The organism is Blastococcus sp. MG754426 (assembly GCF_021699055.1).
In the GTDB taxonomy this organism is placed as follows: Bacteria; Actinomycetota; Actinomycetes; order Mycobacteriales; family Geodermatophilaceae; genus Blastococcus.
In genome coordinates this window covers 1-15075 of sequence record NZ_SSXC01000092.1, presented here as the reverse complement: position 1 = coordinate 15075, position 15075 = coordinate 1, and the positions used below count along the sequence as shown (strand labels likewise).

The 15075-nt window shown below is 76.2% G+C and carries 20 protein-coding genes; 7 read left to right on the top strand and 13 right to left on the bottom strand.

Features of this window, described 5'->3' with window-relative positions; translation table 11 throughout:
- Positions 1-804: enoyl-CoA hydratase-related protein (locus tag E9549_RS20465; RefSeq protein WP_236828432.1), on the top strand; the 804-nt coding region annotated here is incomplete at its 5' end.
- A 64-nt stretch (positions 805-868) separates the two neighbouring features.
- Here E9549_RS20465 and E9549_RS20460 read toward each other — a convergent pair.
- Positions 869-1174 (bottom strand): hypothetical protein, encoded by a 306-nt coding sequence (locus E9549_RS20460; protein WP_236828431.1) that lies wholly within the window; start codon positions 1172-1174, stop codon positions 869-871.
- Positions 1175-1215: 41 nt separating this feature from the next.
- Between E9549_RS20460 and E9549_RS20455 the strand changes: the two genes are divergently transcribed.
- Complete coding sequence (locus E9549_RS20455) at positions 1216-1854, top strand: MBL fold metallo-hydrolase (protein WP_236828430.1); 639 nt, start codon at positions 1216-1218, stop codon at positions 1852-1854.
- A 25-nt stretch (positions 1855-1879) separates the two neighbouring features.
- On the opposite strand, the gene E9549_RS20450 is transcribed toward E9549_RS20455, so the two are convergent.
- The 3 genes from E9549_RS20450 to E9549_RS24330 form a co-directional block, all read right to left on the bottom strand.
- On the bottom strand, positions 1880-2146 hold the full coding sequence (locus E9549_RS20450; protein ID WP_236828429.1) for a GlsB/YeaQ/YmgE family stress response membrane protein: 267 nt from the start codon (positions 2144-2146) through the stop codon (positions 1880-1882).
- A 173-nt stretch (positions 2147-2319) separates the two neighbouring features.
- Positions 2320-2760, bottom strand: coding sequence for an SRPBCC family protein (locus E9549_RS20445; RefSeq protein WP_236828428.1), 441 nt, complete (start codon positions 2758-2760; stop codon positions 2320-2322).
- 31 nt (positions 2761-2791) lie between these two features.
- Entirely contained in the window at positions 2792-3520 is a 729-nt protein-coding gene (locus E9549_RS24330; protein WP_236828427.1) for a GntR family transcriptional regulator, read from the bottom strand.
- 159 nt (positions 3521-3679) lie between these two features.
- On the opposite strand from E9549_RS24330, the gene E9549_RS20435 reads away from it, so the two are divergent.
- Positions 3680-4252 carry a TetR/AcrR family transcriptional regulator gene (locus tag E9549_RS20435; RefSeq protein ID WP_236828426.1) on the top strand — a complete coding sequence of 191 codons (573 nt, stop codon included), beginning with the start codon at positions 3680-3682 and terminating at the stop codon, positions 4250-4252.
- 93 nt (positions 4253-4345) lie between these two features.
- Here the strand turns inward: E9549_RS20435 and E9549_RS20430 are convergent, their stop codons facing one another.
- Positions 4346-5623 (bottom strand): metallophosphoesterase, encoded by a 1278-nt coding sequence (locus E9549_RS20430; protein WP_236828425.1) that lies wholly within the window; start codon positions 5621-5623, stop codon positions 4346-4348.
- A gap of 150 nt (positions 5624-5773) precedes the next feature.
- Positions 5774-6394, bottom strand: a complete 621-nt coding sequence (locus tag E9549_RS20425; protein WP_236828424.1) for a CYTH domain-containing protein — start codon at positions 6392-6394, stop codon at positions 5774-5776.
- Positions 6395-6457: 63 nt separating this feature from the next.
- Between E9549_RS20425 and E9549_RS20420 the strand changes: the two genes are divergently transcribed.
- Together E9549_RS20420 and E9549_RS20415 are read left to right on the top strand one after the other, a co-directional pair.
- A complete protein-coding gene (locus E9549_RS20420; protein ID WP_236828423.1) occupies positions 6458-7420 on the top strand; it encodes an endonuclease/exonuclease/phosphatase family protein in 963 nt (320 codons plus the stop codon).
- Between the two features lie 93 nt (positions 7421-7513).
- Positions 7514-8326, top strand: coding sequence for a DUF2382 domain-containing protein (locus E9549_RS20415; protein WP_236828422.1), 813 nt, complete (start codon positions 7514-7516; stop codon positions 8324-8326).
- Positions 8327-8331: 5 nt separating this feature from the next.
- Here the strand turns inward: E9549_RS20415 and E9549_RS20410 are convergent, their stop codons facing one another.
- The 7 genes from E9549_RS20410 to E9549_RS20380 all read right to left on the bottom strand — a co-directional run bounded on the left by E9549_RS20410 (position 8332) and on the right by E9549_RS20380 (position 13226).
- On the bottom strand, positions 8332-9093 hold the full coding sequence (locus E9549_RS20410; RefSeq protein ID WP_236828421.1) for a nitrilase-related carbon-nitrogen hydrolase: 762 nt from the start codon (positions 9091-9093) through the stop codon (positions 8332-8334).
- Positions 9090-10271, bottom strand: coding sequence for a pyridoxal phosphate-dependent aminotransferase (locus E9549_RS20405; protein WP_236828420.1), 1182 nt, complete (start codon positions 10269-10271; stop codon positions 9090-9092). The genes E9549_RS20410 and E9549_RS20405 overlap by 4 nt, the downstream gene beginning before the upstream one ends.
- Positions 10272-10307: 36 nt before the next feature.
- Complete coding sequence (locus E9549_RS24325) at positions 10308-10523, bottom strand: RNA-binding S4 domain-containing protein (protein ID WP_236828419.1); 216 nt, start codon at positions 10521-10523, stop codon at positions 10308-10310.
- Positions 10524-10527: 4 nt separating this feature from the next.
- Positions 10528-11253 carry an MOSC domain-containing protein gene (locus tag E9549_RS24320; RefSeq protein ID WP_236828418.1) on the bottom strand — a complete coding sequence of 242 codons (726 nt, stop codon included), beginning with the start codon at positions 11251-11253 and terminating at the stop codon, positions 10528-10530.
- A gap of 1 nt (position 11254) precedes the next feature.
- Positions 11255-12172: an aldose 1-epimerase family protein gene (locus E9549_RS20390; protein ID WP_236828417.1), complete on the bottom strand. Its 918-nt coding sequence runs from the start codon at positions 12170-12172 to the stop codon at positions 11255-11257.
- Positions 12173-12309: 137 nt separating this feature from the next.
- Positions 12310-12663: a hypothetical protein gene (locus tag E9549_RS20385; protein WP_236828416.1), complete on the bottom strand. Its 354-nt coding sequence runs from the start codon at positions 12661-12663 to the stop codon at positions 12310-12312.
- An 80-nt stretch (positions 12664-12743) separates the two neighbouring features.
- On the bottom strand, positions 12744-13226 hold the full coding sequence (locus E9549_RS20380; RefSeq protein ID WP_236828415.1) for a GNAT family N-acetyltransferase: 483 nt from the start codon (positions 13224-13226) through the stop codon (positions 12744-12746).
- A gap of 77 nt (positions 13227-13303) precedes the next feature.
- Here E9549_RS20380 and E9549_RS20375 point away from each other — a divergent pair, with 77 nt between their 5' ends.
- Positions 13304-14467 (top strand): acyl-CoA dehydrogenase family protein, encoded by a 1164-nt coding sequence (locus E9549_RS20375; RefSeq protein ID WP_236828414.1) that lies wholly within the window; start codon positions 13304-13306, stop codon positions 14465-14467.
- Positions 14468-14555: 88 nt separating this feature from the next.
- Positions 14556-15023, top strand: coding sequence for a DUF1707 domain-containing protein (locus tag E9549_RS20370; protein WP_236828413.1), 468 nt, complete (start codon positions 14556-14558; stop codon positions 15021-15023).
- Positions 15024-15075 lie beyond the last annotated feature (52 nt).

Sequence of the window (15075 nt, the reverse complement as noted above, 5' to 3'; positions counted from 1 at the left end):
CGACCGCGACCGGAAGGCGGGGCGACGTTGACCGACACCGTGACCCGGGAGGACGCCGACGGCGTCGCGACCCTCACCCTGCTGCGCCCGGGCCTGACCCACGCCTCCCGTGCCGACCTGCTGGCCGCGGTGCAGGACGTCGCGGCGGACGGATCGGTGCGCGCGGTGCTGCTCACCGGTACCGGGCGCGCCTTCTGCGTCGGGCAGGACCTGGGCGAGCACCTGGCGGAGATGCAGGGTGGCGCGGAGGCCCCGCTGTCGGTGGTGGAGCAGGAGTACAACCCGCTGGTGCTGGCCCTGGCCGGCCTCCGGGTCCCGGTCGTCGTGGGGATCAACGGCGCCTGCGCCGGGGCGGGGCTCGGGCTGGCGCTCGCCGGCGACCTGCGGGTCGCCGCGGCCGGCGCGAAGTTCACCACCGCGTTCACCGGCATCGGCCTGTCCAGCGACTCGGCGCTGGCCTCCAGGCTCGTGCACAGCGTGGGCGGCTCGCGCGCCGCCGAGCTGCTGCTGCTGCCCGAGCCCTTCCTCGCCGAGACCGCCGCCGAGTGGGGGCTGGTGCACCGGGTGGTGGCCCCGGAGCAGGTGCTGCCGGAGGCGCAGGCGCTGGCGTCCCGGCTGGCCGCGGGGCCGACCGCTGCCTACCGGGCGGTGAAGACGGTGCTCGCCACCGCGGCCACCGACTCCCTGGAGGAGACGCTGGCGCTGGAGGGGCGGCTGCAGAACGAGGTCGGGCAGTCCGCGGACCACCGCGAGGCCGTCGAGGCGTTCCTCGCCAAGCGCGCCCCGCGGTTCACCGGCCGCTGAGGAGCCGCGTCGCAGCGGTCGTGCACCTGCCGCCGGGCGGGCGGATCCGGCCGGCGGCAGGGCGTCAGGGGATCACCGTTCCCGGCGACCGGGTCACCCGCGTGATCGCGGTGCACGCGGGGCAGACGTCGGAGGCCCGCGGCGGCCAGGGCTGCTCGGTGGTGACCCGGGCCAGGGCGCCGCAGACGGTGAGCTCGCAGGCGCTGTCCACCTCGGCCGGCGGCCGGTGCAGCTCCACGGCGTGCCACAGCGCGGCGGTCGGGCCGTGGGCGCGGCTGCGGGCGGCGGCGAACGCGGTGGTCTGCACCATCATGGGGACGACGTCGGCAGCGCGGCCGCCGCGGGTGACGGCCCGCGGCCGGGAGCTCACCCCGACGGGTGAGGCCGTCGGGCGGGGTGCAGGATCGGGGCATGGAGCTCACCAAGCACGGGCACGCCTGCGTGGTCCTCTCCGACGGCGAGCGGCGGCTGGTCATCGACCCGGGCGCGTTCACCGACCCGGTGGCGCTCGACGGCGCGACGGCGGTGCTGGTCACGCACGAGCACCCCGACCACTTCGTCCCCGACCGGCTGCGGGCGGCGCTCGAGGCCACCCCGTCGCTCGAGGTGTGGACCAACCGCTCGGTGGCGGCCGCCCTGGAGGGGGCCGGGAGCCGGGTGCACGTGGTCGGGGCCGGTGACGCGGTCACGGTCGCGGGCTTCGAGGTGCAGGTGCACGGCGAACTGCACGCCGAGATCCACCCCGACCTCCCCCGGGTGGCCAACATCGGCTTCCTCGTCGAGGGGCAGGTGTTCCACCCCGGCGACGCCTTCACCGTGCCGGGGGCGCCGGTGCCGACCCTGCTGCTGCCGCTGCACGCACCGTGGTCGCGCACGGCCGACGTCATCGACTACGTGCGCGAGGTGCACGCCGACCAGGCGTTCGCGGTGCACGACGGGCTGCTCAACGAGACCGGGCTCGGCGTGCTGAGCGGGCTGCTCGGGGAGCGCGGCCCCGGCACCCCGACGCCCTACGCGCGGCTGTCACCCGGGGAGTCCGTCGAGCTCTGAGCCCGGCGGCCTCCCCGGGGCGCGGTCAGCGGACGGCGCCGCGCTTGTTCTTGCCGGCGATCCCCTCGGCGACGCCGATCAGCAGCACCGCGGCGACGACGGCGAGCACGAAGCCCAGCACGTTGAGCTCCCAGATGTCACCGGTGCCGAAGAACTGGGCGATCAGGCCGCCGATCAGCGAGCCAACGAGGCCCAGCGCCAGCGTGGCGAAGATGCCGAGGTTCTGCTTGCCCGGGACGATCAGCCGCGCCAGGGCGCCGATGATGAGGCCGGCCACGAGAAATCCGATCATGCTGCTCTCCTCCGTTCGCCGGCGTCGCCGTCGTCCCGGCATCGGACCGGGGCGCGACGCCGGAGCGCTGCGGAGTCCTCTACCCGCGCAGTTTGCGGTGATGCGTCATTCCCTCGATAGAGGTGGCGGTCACTGCCGGGCACGAGGTAAGGACGAGCCGCCACCGGCGCAGGTCAGCCGCGCCCGCTCGCCTGGGCGACGTGCGCGGGCACCTTGGCCAGCTCGGCGTCGACGGTGCGCTGCACCAGCCGGCGGACGGCGTTCCGCGTCAGCCGGTGGAACACCCGGCTCCCACCCGTCGGCTCGTGCCCCACGGTGATCGTCACCCGGGTGCCGCCTCCGGCGGTGTCGGCGAGCTCGATCTCCGTCGTCCACGTCTCCGGCGTGAGCTCCAGCCGGGTGCCGACGCGCGACCGCGGCTCCCAGGTCACGATCTCGCCGCGGGGTGCGCCCGGTCGCGGTTCGGCGCCCGCGAGCTCGCCGGGCGCGCAGATGAAGGTCGTGCCCACGCGGGGCGGTCCGGAGCGCTCCAGCACGTAGGAGACGTCGCAGACGGCGCAGTAGGGCTCGAGCACCGCCAGCGCCCGCCAGACCTCCGCACGGCGCTGCGGCACCTCACGGCTCCCGGTCGCGGTCGTCAGCACCTCAGCGGCCTCCCACCGAGACCTCGAACTCCACCTGGCTGACGTCGGGGCGCAGCCGGGAGAAGCTGTGCACCTGCGGCCGCCCCTCGCTGTCGCGCACCGTCGTCCGCACCACCAGCAGCGGCGAGCCCGCGACCACGCCCAGCGCCTCGGCCTCGTCCGGCGCGGCGGTGCCGACGTCGACCACGATGCGCGCGTGGGCGAGGTCCGCGGAGTACTCCCGGCGCAGGTAGTCGTAGAGCGAGCCCTCGCTGAAGTCGGCGTCGACCGCCCCGGGGTACGCCTCGGCCGGCAGGAAGCTGTGCGCGACGTGGTTCGGCGTGCCGTCGACGCTGCGCAGCCGCACCAGCTCCACGACGTCGGACGCCGGTTCCAGCCGGAGCTCGGTGGCCACGGCCGCCGGCACGGGGACGACCCGCTGGGTGAGCACCGTGGTGCCGACCTGGGCCCCCTGCTCGGTCATCACGGAGTTGAACCCGGCGATGCGGTGCACGAAGCTCTCGCGGTACTCGTGCCGGATGGCCGGGCGGGTGACGTAGGTGCCCCGGCCCTGCTCCCGCACGAGGTGCCCGTCGGCCACCAGCCCGTCCACCGCCCGCCGCAGGGTGATGCGGCTGACGCCGTACTCGGCGCAGAGGACCGGTTCGGGCGGCAGCAGCGTCAGCTCGGGCAGGGCGGCGACCCGGCGCCGCAGGTGCTCGCGGACCGAGAGGTACTTCGGTCCGGCCACGGGGTTCACCACGGGGTCAAAGGTACTGGCCGGAGAGACGTCTGGTCGTCATGTCGTATGAGACGTCACGTCCACGTACCCCGGACGGGTCGGTAACGGCCGGATCTCAGCTGGGGGCCGCGGCTGGCGACCACCGGACCGGCGACCGATGATCGCCGGGTGACGGACGCACCGGACTGGCGAAGGCGCAGGTGGGAGGCGACCCACGAGCGCATCTTCCAGACCGCCGTGGGGCTGTTCGAGACCCACGGCTTCGACCAGGTGAGCGTGAGCCGCCTGGCCGAGGCGGCGGGCGTGTCGGTGCCGACCTTCTACGCGCACTACCCGAGCAAGGAGCACGTGGTGATGCGCCTCGTGGCGCCTGAGCAGGTCGCCGCGCTCATCTCCGCGCAGCCGGCCGAGCTGCCCCTCGCGGTGCGCATCCGCCGGGCGGCGGTCGAGTCGCTGACGGGGATCGGGGCGGAGGCGCGCGACCAGCTGCACAAGCGCTGGCAGATCATCGCCGGGAGCAGCACGCTGCGGAACCGCGCCGGGGAGTTCGACCGGATCACCGCGACGATGGTCGCCCACGCCTGCGCCGACGGGGACCGCCCGCGGCCGGCCGACCTCGTGGTGGCCAGCGCCTACCTCGCCGCCTACACGACGGGGTTGCTGACCTGGGCCGACGGCGACGGCGAGCACACCCTGGAGGAGTGCATCGAGGCCGCTTTCGACGTGCTCGCCCAGGCCTGATCCCGCGGCACGACCGCCCCGCGGGTCCAGCCGCGCCGGGGGACGTCGAACCGCGCGCGCACGCGGCTCCACGTCGTCCGGAGCGGCTCGACGTCAGCGTCCGGGCGCGCGGAGCTCGACGACCGTGATCTCCGGGCGGGCCCCGATGCGCATCGGCGGGCCCCAGTAGCCCGCTCCCGAGGTGACGTACAGCTGGGTGTCGCCGTGCCGCGACCAGCCCTCGACCGCGGGCTGGTCCAGCCGCACCGCGTAGTCGAAGGGCCACAGCTGCCCGCCGTGGGTGTGCCCCGAGAGCTGCAGGTCCACCCCGGCCGCCGCGGCCTGCGCCACCTGCACCGGCTGGTGGGCCAGCAGGACCACCGGCGTGCTCTCGTCCCGCCCGTCCAGCGCCGCGTCCAGGTCCGCGCCGTGACCCGGCAGCCCCGAGGAGGCCGCCGTCCGGTCGTCGATCCCGGCCAGGTCGAAGGAGGCGCCGCCGCGGCGGATCGCCACCCGCTCGTTGCGCAGCACGTCCACGCCCAGCGTCGGCAGGTGCCGCATCCAGGCCTGGGTGTCGACGAAGTACTCGTGGTTGCCGGTGACGAAGTAGACGCCCTGCTCGCTGACCAGGTCGGCCAGCGGGGCGACGTCCTCCCTCAGCTCGTCGACGCCGCCGTCGACCAGGTCGCCCACGATGGCCACGACGTCCGGGCGCTGCTCGTTGACCAGCTCCACCACCCGCTCGAACCGCCGGCCGCCGTAGGTGGCCGACAGGTGGCCGTCGGAGAAGGTGACGATCCGGAGCCCGTCCAGCGCCGGGTCCAGCCCGCGCAGGGTGATCGGGACCCGCCGCACGACCGGCGCGGAGTTGGCGAACCAGGCGCCCGTCCCGGCGGTGCCCAGCGCCACCGCGCCGGCGGTGACCGCCAGCCCCCGGGCCAGGAAGCGGCGCCGGTCGACGGCAGCGCCGCCCTCCCCGGCGGCCCCGCGCTGCCCATCGCCGTCCTCCCGGACGGCACCGCGGCCAGGTGCCGTCCCCCGGTCGACAGGAGCCGCTGCCTCGTCCCATCCCGGACCCCTCCGGGGCCCGCTCGGGACGGCCTGGCGTGCGACTACCCCGTCACCGCGCCGGATCCGCAGGTTCCCCAGGAGGCGGACCGGCTCCAGGATGACCAGCGCGAGGACGGCGTACAGGGCGACGCCGAGCCAGCTGTAGCCGATCCAGCTCAGCGGTGCGGCGGCCTCGATCGGGAGGAAGCCGCGGGAGAGCACCGCCGCCACCGGCAGCACGGCCAGCACCACGGTGAGCACCGTCAGCAGGCGGCGCAGCCGGCCCGGCGCCGTGGTGCTCCGGACCAGCCGGAACCACAGGTAGGCGTGCAGCAGCGCCACGGCCAGCAGGACGACGGTCCCGAAGCCCAGCAGGCCGATGAGGGACAGGGGGACCTCCGGGCTGGGAAGGAGCGGGGCGGGTCCGGTCGGTGCGCGCGCCGGTGCAGAGGATGGACGACCGGCTGCGGCGCGGCGTTCCCGGGGGTGGGGTCAGCCGCCGCCCAGCCGGGAGGAGAGCGCGAGCGCCAGCTTCGATGCGCGCGGTGACGGGCGCGCACCGGCGGCGAGCAGCACCTCGCCCACGGCGGCGAGGACCGCTTCCGGGCCGTCGACGAGCTCGACCTCCAGCTCCCGCCAGCTGCGCACCTCGGGCGCCGCCCCGGCGTCCCCGGGCACCGTCGCCGTCACCGCGTCGTCGGCCAGCTCGGCCAGCACCCGGCCCGCGTCGTCGCGCAGCACCGTCACCACCCGCCGGGTCCGCATCGTCACGACCGGTGCGGGCAGCTCCCCGGCGAGCAGGCCGTCCACCACCTCGAGGAGCTCGGCCGGCGCCACGTCGGTGCCGGCGGCCAGCGGCGCGTGCAGCTCGCGGCGGGCCGCGCCGGCGGGCAGCTTGAGGTGCCAGCCCTCGTCCGGTCCGCCGGTGCGGCGGCGCAGCGTGACCCGGGCGCGCACCAGCCGGAGGTCCGGGGTGTCGTGGTAGACCGCCGCCAGCTCGTGCACCACGGGTCCGCCGACGGCCGCGACGCCGGGGACCCCGTCGAGCCGGGGCACGGCGAACCCCGCGTCGACGTCGAACTTCCGCTCGATCTCGAGCTGCTCGGCGACCACGCGCCGACGGTAGGGCACGGGGCCGGGCGGCGGCTCCCCGGTGCCCTGGCTAGCGTGGCGGCCATGGCCCCGACCTCCGCCCGCCGGTGGGCCGTCGCGGCGGCCACGCCCTGGGCGGTGTGGGCCGCCCTGCGCCGCACCGGCGGCGAGCGGGGGTTCCCGCTGGTGCCCGCGCTGGCGTTCACCCCCTACGCCGCCGGCACCTCCGTGCTGCCGCTCGTGGTCGCCCTGCGCGCCCGGTCGCGGGCAGCGACCCTGCTCGCCGCGGGCGCGGGTGCGGTCCTCGTGGGCGCGGTGCGCTCGCACCGGGGCCGCCCCCCGGCCGCACCCCCGCCGGCCGGCCGGCGGGTGCGGATCGCCACGGTGAGCCTGCGGCGCGGGCTGGTCCCGCCCGAGCCCGTCGTCGACCTGGTCCGCCGGCACGCGGTCGACCTCCTCGCCGTGCAGGAGCTCACCCCCGAGGCGGAGCAGCGGCTGCTCGCCGCCGGGCTGGCGGAGCTGCTGCCGCACGCCCACGTCGTCCCGGCCCGCCCGGGCAGCGAGCCGGCGGCCTCCGGAGCGGTCTGGAGCCGCCTGCCGCTGGGCGCCCGGACCGTGGTGCCGGGCGGGTTCGAGCAGCCCGCGGTGCGGCTGCCCGGCGGGCCCGGGCCCGAGCTGGAGGTGGCCTCGGTGCACACCCGCCCGCCGGCGACGTTCCCGGACGCCGTCCGCGGGTGGGCCGAGGACCTGGCTGCGCTCCCCGGCCCGGAGCCCGCGGTCCTGCGGGTGCTGGCGGGCGACTTCAACGCCACGCTGGACCACGCGGCACTGCGCGCGGTGCTGCGCCGCGGGTACCTGGACGCCGCGCGCGCCGCCGGCCGCGGGCACCTGCGGACGTGGAGCCCGCTGCGCTGCCCCGTACCGCGGCTGGGCCTGGACCACGTGCTGGTCGACCCGCGGCTGGCCGTCGCCGGCTGCGACGTCGTCCCCGTCGCGGGTAGCGACCACCGGTCGGTCGTGGTCGACCTGGTGGTGCCCGGCGGCTGACCGCTGACCGGCGATGTTCACCGAGCCCGCCCGGTGGGCAGCCCTGACGGGGTGGCGCGCGGCCGAGCGCGCCCCACGGAGGGGAGCCGACCCATGTTGAGCCAGCACGAGGTCACCGCCGCGATCGGCAGCACCGCCTACGGCGACGGCGGGGACAAGCTGGGCACCGTCGAACACTTCTTCGTCGACGACCGGACCGGGGAGCCGACCTGGGTCGCCGTGACCACCGGGCTGTTCGGCACCCGGCAGTCGATCGTCCCGGCCCGCGAGGCGTCCTGGGAGGACGGCCGGTTGCGGGTGCCGGTCACCGCGGAGGCGGTGACGAGCGCCCCCGCCATGGAGGGCACCCACCTCGACCCGGGGGACGAGGCCGAACTGCGCCGCCACTACGGCCTGGCCGGGGAGCCGGCCGGGGCAGCGGGGGGCCGGCAGCGGGAGCGCGACGGCACCGGGGCAGCCGGCACCGGGGCACCCGGCACCGCGGGGCACACCCCTGGTGCCATGACCCGCAGCGAGGAGCGGCTCCAGGTGGGCACCGAGCAGGTCGCCGCCCGGCGGGTCCGCCTGGTCAAGTACGTCGTCACCGAGGAGGTGCAGGTGACGGTGCCGGTGCGGCGCGAGGAGATCCGGCTGGAGGAGGTGCCGATGGAGGGCACCGGGACGGCCGCCGACGACACCGCACGGGACCACGGCGTCGAGGAGTCGCTCGTGGCCGAGGGCACCGCCACCAGCGGGCTGCCGGACGAGATCGTGCTGCACGCCGAGCGGCCGGTGTTCGGCGTCGAGGTGGTGCCGGTCGAGCGTGTCCGGCTGCGGACCGAGGTGGTCGAGGGCCGGGAGACGGTGACCGAGCAGGTGCTGAGGGAGCAGATCACCGTCGACCGGGAGGACGCACCCCGGGCCTGACCGGCTCAGCCGCGCCGGTCGGCGAGGAACCGCAGCCGGTCGCGGGTGGCCGCCACCTCCGCGGCGTCGACGTCGGCGAGCACGATGGTCTCGCTGCCGGCGGCGGTCGCCAGCAGCTCGCCCATCGGGCTGATGATGCGGCTGTCACCGGTGTGCTCGGTGCCGTCCCCCGCAGTGCCGACGCGGTTCACCCCGACCACGTAGGCCTGGTTCTCGATCGCCCGGGCCTGCAGCAGGGTCTGCCAGTGGTGCCGCCGGGCGGCCGGCCAGTTGGCCACCACCACGTACAGGTCGGTCTCCAGCGCGGCGTGCCAGAAGACGTCGGCGAAGCGCAGGTCGTAGCAGATGAACGGGGTGATCCGCAGGCCCCCGAGGGTCAGCGTGACCGGCCCGTCGCCGGCGCGGAACCGCTCGTGCTCGCCGCCGTGGGTGAACGGGTGCAGCTTGCGGTACCGGTGCGTGGCGCCGTCCGGCCCGGCGAGGACGAAGGAGTTGTAGGGCAGCTCCTCCCCGGGTGCGATCTCCGGGCAGCTGCCCCCGATCCACACCCCGTGCTCGGCGGCCTGGGCGGCGAGGAAGGCCGCCGAGGGCCCGTCCTCGGGCTCCCCGATGCCCGGCGTCATCGAGAAGCCGGTGGAGAAGGTCTCGGTGAGCAGCACGAGCTCGGCGCCGGCCCCGGCGGCCCGGGCCACCTGGCGGGCCAGCCGCGCGAAGTTCGCCTCGCGGTCCTCCCAGACGATGTCGTGCTGCACCGCAGCCACCCTCATGCCAGCCTCCTCAGCCGCTCGACCGCCTCGGCGAGGACGGCGTCGCTCTTGCAGAACGCGAACCGGACCAGGTGCCGCCCCAGGACGGCGTGCTCCGGCGTGTAGAAGACCACGGTCGGGATCGCGACGACGCCCGCCCGCTCCGGCAGCGCCCGGCAGAAGGCCAGCCCGTCGCCGTCCGGCTGCACCCCGCGCACGTCCACGGTGGCGAAGTAGGTCGCCTGCGGGCTGATCACCGGCAGGCCGGCGTCCCGCAACCCGGTGACCAGGACGTCCCTCCGGTACTGCAGGTCCCGGGCGATGCCGGTGAAGTACGCCTCCGGGAGCTGCAGCCCGGCGGCCACGGCCGGCTGGAACGGCCCGGCGTTGACGTAGGTGAGGAACTGCTTCGCGGTGCGGACGGCGGCCACCAGCGCTTCCGGGCCGCACACCCAGCCGACCTTCCAGCCGGTCACGTTGAACGTCTTCCCCGCGCTGGAGACGACGAGGGTGCGCTCGCGCATGCCCGGCAGGGTGGCCAGGGAGACGTGCCGGGCACCGTCGAAGACCAGGTGCTCGTAGACCTCGTCGGTGACCACCGTGAGGTCGTGGCCGGTGGCGAGGTCGGCGAGCACGGCCAGCTCCTCGGGCGTGAGCACCGTGCCGGTCGGGTTGTGCGGGGAGTTGACCAGCAGGATGCGGGTGCGCGGGGTGACCGCCGCCCGCAGCTCGGCCTCGTCGAAGCTCCACGGGCCCACCCCGTCCACCGGCGGGTGCAGCGGCACCGGGCGCACCACGCCGCCGGCCATCGCGACCGAGGCGCTGTAGCTGTCGTAGATCGGCTCGAAGAGCACCACCTCGTCGCCGGGCTCGAGCAGCGCGAGCATCGCGGCGGCCAGCGCCTCGGTGGCGCCGGCGGTGACCAGCACCTCGGTGTCGGCGTCGTACGCGGTGCCGGTGCACCGCTCCCGGTGCGCGGCGACGGCGGCGCGCAGTTCGGGGATGCCGGGGCCGGGCGGGTACTGGTCGGCCCCGGTGCCGATGGCGGCGCGGGCGGTGTCGAGCACCTGCGGCGGGCCGGGGTAGTCGGGGAAGCCCTGCCCGAGGTTCACCGACCCGGTGGCGACGGCGAGCGCGCTCATCTCGGCGAAGATCGTCGTCCCGAAGCCGCGCAGCCGGGACGCCAGCGGTGCGGTCATGCGGCTCCCTCCCGGGGCGGTTCCACGTGGAACCGGTTACCTGATGCGGACGTCCTCGTGCCCCTCGATGGTGACGACGTCGCCGGAGCGCAGCTGCCGGCCGCGCCGGTCCTCGGGCTCGCCGTTGACCGTCACCGCACCCGAGAGCAGCACGTCCTTCACCTGGGCGCCGGTGGGGACGGCGTCGACGAGCTTGAGCAGCTGGCCCAGCCGGATGCTCTCCTCGCCGGGGCGGAGGTCGACGGTGTGCACGGGCTCAGTCTGCCGTCCGGCGCAGCTCGTCACCGACCCGGACCCGACCCGGGGTGACGACGGCGGCGCGCACGGCGAGCAGGCCCTCCCGCTCGCGGAGCACGGTCTTGAGCACAGAGGTGTCGCGCGCGATCCCGCCGGGCTGGGGCCGGGTGGTCATCACGCAGCGCGGGATGCCGGTGCCGAGCCGCAGCCGCGCCCCACCGAGATCGGCCTCCGTGCCGCGCAGCGCGTCCTCCCCGGCGCCGTCGAGGACCACGTTGGCCCGGAAGCGGCGGCGGTCCCAGGTGCCCAGCGTGCCGGTGGAGACCAGCGACAGCCGGATCCGCGGGCTGTCGTGGAAGGGGCCCGGTGCGCCCTCCCACTGCCGCCACTCCGCCGGATCGGGCTCGTCGTCGTCCACCGCGGACTCGTAGGTGGGGACGTCGGCGTCGTCGTCCGGTGCCGACCGCAGCTCCACCCGGCGGCCCAGCCAGCGCGACAGCACCGCCTCGTCGGCGGTGACGGTGCCGTCGGGCAGCACCACCTCGACGCCGCCGTCCGGCCGCAGCCGGGCCGCACCGAACAGGAGCTCGGGCACCCGGCGGGCGGTCAGCCCCAGGCCGGTGTCGCGGTCGAACAGCGCCCACCGCCGGTCGCCCGCCAGGCCGAGCGGGCCCACCTCGGCCTCGGTGATGCGCTCGCCCTGCAGCGACTTCACCGGGTAGCGCCACAGCTCGGCGACGCGCACCTCAGCCCACCGGGGTCCAGGCCAGCGACCAGGTGCCGGCCCACTCCGCGCCGGGCTCGACCACCTGGAGGTCCACGCCGTCGGCCAGCGCGTTCGGCGGGCAGGTCATCGGCTCCACCGCGATGCTGCGCCGCCGCTGGCCCTCGGGCAGCGTGTCCCCGGTGTAGACCTGCAGCCACGGCCAGGCGGTGTCCGCGGAGACGGTGAGCTCGCCGGCACTCCCCCGCAGCCGCACGTGCCACCAGCCGTCCCCGTCGCGCGCCAGGTCGGTGAGCGGCGTGTCCAGCGCGCGGTCGCCGATCCGGCCGACGTCGCCGTCGTACGGCCGTCGTTCCCCGGTCGGGAGCCCGCCGTCCAGGAGCAGCTCGGTGCGCGCCGGCACCGTCAGCTCCGCCTCGCCGATGTCACCGTCCTCGACCGCCCCGACCGAGAGGTAGGGGTGGAAGCCGGCCCCGACGGGCGCCGGCCGGTCGCCGGTGTTGCGCACCCGCAGCGTGCTGGTGAGCCGGTCGGCGGCGAGGGCGTGGTCCACCGCGACGGCCAGCCGGAACGGGTAGCCCGGCTGCGGCTCGACCGTCGTCCCGACCGTGACGGACCCGTCCGCCTCCGCGAGCACCGTCCAGGGCTGCCAGGTGACCAGCCCGTGGATGGCGTGCGGCTCCTCGGGCGAGCGCACGTCGAGCTGCAGCTCGGCCCCCTGCCAGCTCCACCGGCCGTGCCGCAGCCGGTTGGGCCAGGGGACGAGGGTGGCGCCGCGCCAGCCGGGCAGCACCTCACCCGCCGGGTAGCCGTCGAGCACCTCCCAGGTGCCGACGGCGAGCCGGCGCAGCGTGCCGCCGCGCAGGTCGACGGCGAGGACGGCATCGCCGGCGGTGAGCTCCACCTCGGTGCGGTCGGTCTCGGGCCAGGCGTCGGGCATGCGGTCACCTCACCACACCCGGCGACGTGACCGCGCGCCGCGACGAGGTGCGCCGGATCGGGGTGCCCGGCGTCCCCGGAACCCCGATCTCGCGCCTCTCGCCACGTCAGGGGGGTCCCGGCACTCGGCGCCCCGGCTCAGGCGCAGTTCTCGTCGCCGTAGCCGGAGACGGTCCCGGCCGCGGTCAGGAACTCCTGGGCGTCCTCCTCGCTCAGCTCGCCGCTGGTCACCGCGCCCTCCAGGTCGCCGTCGGCCGGGAACATCTCGGCCATGAGGTCGACGGCCTCCTGCACCTCGTCCCCGGCCTCGTCCGGGACGACGTCGGCCAGCTCCTCGAGCTCGGCCTTGGCCCGGTCGGTCTCGTCCGACTGGATCTGGTCGATCGCCTGGTACTGCTCGCAGAAGTCCTCGATGCTCGCGCCGCCGCAGGCGGACAGCGAGAAGGGCAGGGCGGCCGCGACGGCGGCCACGGCGAGCGGGCGGATGCGCATGGGGGTCCCTTCGGCGATCGATCGGATCCCGGCGCCCGACCGCGTCTCCCCACCCTCACACAGCCGGCCGCGATCCCCCGTCAGCCCGGCGCGGGGAGGCCCGGTGCGGCGACCGCCCGCTCGAAGAAGAGGGAACCGGCCGCGTCGGGGTCCCCCACGTAGTGGCCGAAGGCCGCGATCGGCCGGTAGCCGGCACCCGCGTAGAGGCCGACCGCCTCGGGCTGCAGCGGGCCGGTCTCCAGCCGCAGCGTCGTCCAGCCGCGGGCCGACGCCGCGTCCTCGAGCGCGGCGAGCACGGCCTTGGACACCCCGCGCCCCCGTGCGGCCGGGACGACGTACATGCGCTTGACCTCCGCCACGCCCTCCCCGAGCGCACGGAGGGCCCCGCAGCCCAGCGCCGTCCCGTCGTCGTCACGGGCGAGCAGCACCACGGCGACGTCGGCCGCCGACGGGTGGGTCCCCGGCTCGTCCTTGCCGCCGTAGCGGGCGCGCACCTCGGTCTGCTGGTCGGTGGTGAGCCGCCGGACGTCGGGGTCGTCCCAGGCAGCCGCCTCGATGATCACGGGGACCGATCCTGCCAACGGCCCGCGCCCGCTCCCGGAGGTACCGTCCGCTGGACGCCCCGATGCGAAGGAGCACCGTGCCGGTCGACCGCGAACTGCCCACGCCCGAGGCCGAGGACCTGCTGGCCCTCACCCGGGAGATCGCCGATGCCGAACTGGCCCCGAAGGCGGCGGTCCACGAGCGCGAGGAGCGCTTCCCCCGCGAGGTGTTCCGCCTCCTCGGGGAGGCCGGGCTCATGGGGCTTCCCTTCCCCGAGGAGGTCGGCGGCGGCGGGCAGCCCTACGCCGTCTACCTGCAGGTGCTCGAGGAGCTGGCCGCGCGCTGGGCCACCGTGGCGCTGGGCATCAGCGTGCACACCCTGGCCTGCTCCCCCATCGCGAACTTCGGCACCGAGGCGCAGCGCCGCGACCTGCTGCCGGAGATGGTCGGCGGCACCCTGCTCGGCGCCTACTCGCTCTCGGAGGCGCACGCCGGCTCGGACGTCGCCGCCATGCGCGCCAGCGCCACCCCCGCCGACGGGGGCTGGGTGGCCCGCGGCGAGAAGGCCTGGGTGACCCACGGCGGGCACGCCGACTTCTACTCGACGTTCCTGCGCACCCCCGCGGACGGCGAGCGGGCCATCTCCTGCTTCCACCTCACCCCCGACCTGCCCGGCTTCGGCGCCGCGCGGCCCGAGGAGAAGATGGGGCTGACCGGCTCGACGACCGCGGCGATCCGGCTCGACGACGTCCCGGTCCCCGCCGACCGGCTGGTGGGCGAGCCCGGCCGCGGCATGGCCATCGCCCTGGGTGCGCTGGACTCCGGCCGGCTGGGCATCAGCGCCGTCGCCGTCGGGCTGGCCCAGTCGGCCCTCGACGTCGCCGTCGCCTACGCCGTGGAGCGGGAGGCGTTCGGCCGCCCGATCGCCGAGCACCAGGGCGTGCAGTTCCTGCTCGCCGACATGGCCGCCGCCGTCGAGTCCGCGCGCGCCACCTACCTCGTGGCCGCCCGCCGCAAGGACGCCGGCAAGCCGTTCTCCCGGCAGGCCAGCATCGCCAAGCTGGTGGCCACCGACGCCGCCATGAAGGTCACCACCGACGCCGTCCAGGTGCTCGGCGGCGCCGGCTACACCCGCGACCACCCGGCCGAGCGGTACATGCGCGAGGCGAAGGTCATGCAGATCTTCGAGGGGACCAACCAGATCCAGCGGATGGTCATCGGCCGGCACCTCACCGCCGGGGCGGCGCCGCCCGCGGGCTGACGGGTTCCACGTGGAACCGGTGACAGCTGTCAGTGGTCCTGGCGAGGGGCCGCGGCCCAGACTGGTGTCCCCGAACGAGGAGAGCACCGTGGCCGAGCCCCACCTGCGCGCCGCCGATTCCGACCGCGCCGCCGTCGCCAGCACCCTCGGCCGCGCCATGTCGGAGGGCCGGCTGACCGTCGCCGAGTACGACGACCGGCTCGCCCGGGCGTACGCGGCCCGCACCTTCGGGGAGCTCGCCGAGCTCACCGCCGACCTGCCCGCGGCCCCTCCCCGCCCCGCGCCGGTGCGGTCGGGGCACCCGGCGCCGGTGTGCGGCGGCCGCGGGTACGGGCGGCTCCAGCAGGTCCACTGGGGCTCGTGGGCGAGCACCGCGGTGATCGTGCTGATGGTCTGGGCCGTGTCGTCGCTGGCGTCGCGCGAGCTCCTCTACTTCTGGCCGTTCTGGGTGATCGTGCCGTGGGGCGCGGTCCTGCTCCTGGGCCGGATCGCCGGCGGCGGCCGCGGCACGCGGCCCGGCGGCGGACGCGACCGGCAGGCGGTCGACGGCCGCTGAGCGGCACCCGGGGCCGGATCCGCCACGCGACGACGGGTGGGCGGGGCACGAC

Excerpts from the sequence above, each read along its gene's own strand:
- E9549_RS20450 (WP_236828429.1), bottom strand. The coding sequence starts at position 2,146 with ATGATCGGATTTCTCGTGGCCGGCCTCATCATCGGCGCCCTGGCGCGG.
- E9549_RS20385 (WP_236828416.1), bottom strand. The coding sequence starts at position 12,663 with ATGCGCATCCGCCCGCTCGCCGTGGCCGCCGTCGCGGCCGCCCTGCCC.
- E9549_RS20390 (WP_236828417.1), bottom strand. The coding sequence starts at position 12,172 with ATGCCCGACGCCTGGCCCGAGACCGACCGCACCGAGGTGGAGCTCACC.
- E9549_RS20410 (WP_236828421.1), bottom strand. The coding sequence starts at position 9,093 with ATGAGGGTGGCTGCGGTGCAGCACGACATCGTCTGGGAGGACCGCGAG.
- E9549_RS20415 (WP_236828422.1), top strand. The coding sequence starts at position 7,514 with ATGTTGAGCCAGCACGAGGTCACCGCCGCGATCGGCAGCACCGCCTAC.
- E9549_RS20455 (WP_236828430.1), top strand. The coding sequence starts at position 1,216 with ATGGAGCTCACCAAGCACGGGCACGCCTGCGTGGTCCTCTCCGACGGC.
- E9549_RS20405 (WP_236828420.1), bottom strand. The coding sequence starts at position 10,271 with ATGACCGCACCGCTGGCGTCCCGGCTGCGCGGCTTCGGGACGACGATC.
- E9549_RS20420 (WP_236828423.1), top strand. The coding sequence starts at position 6,458 with ATGGCCCCGACCTCCGCCCGCCGGTGGGCCGTCGCGGCGGCCACGCCC.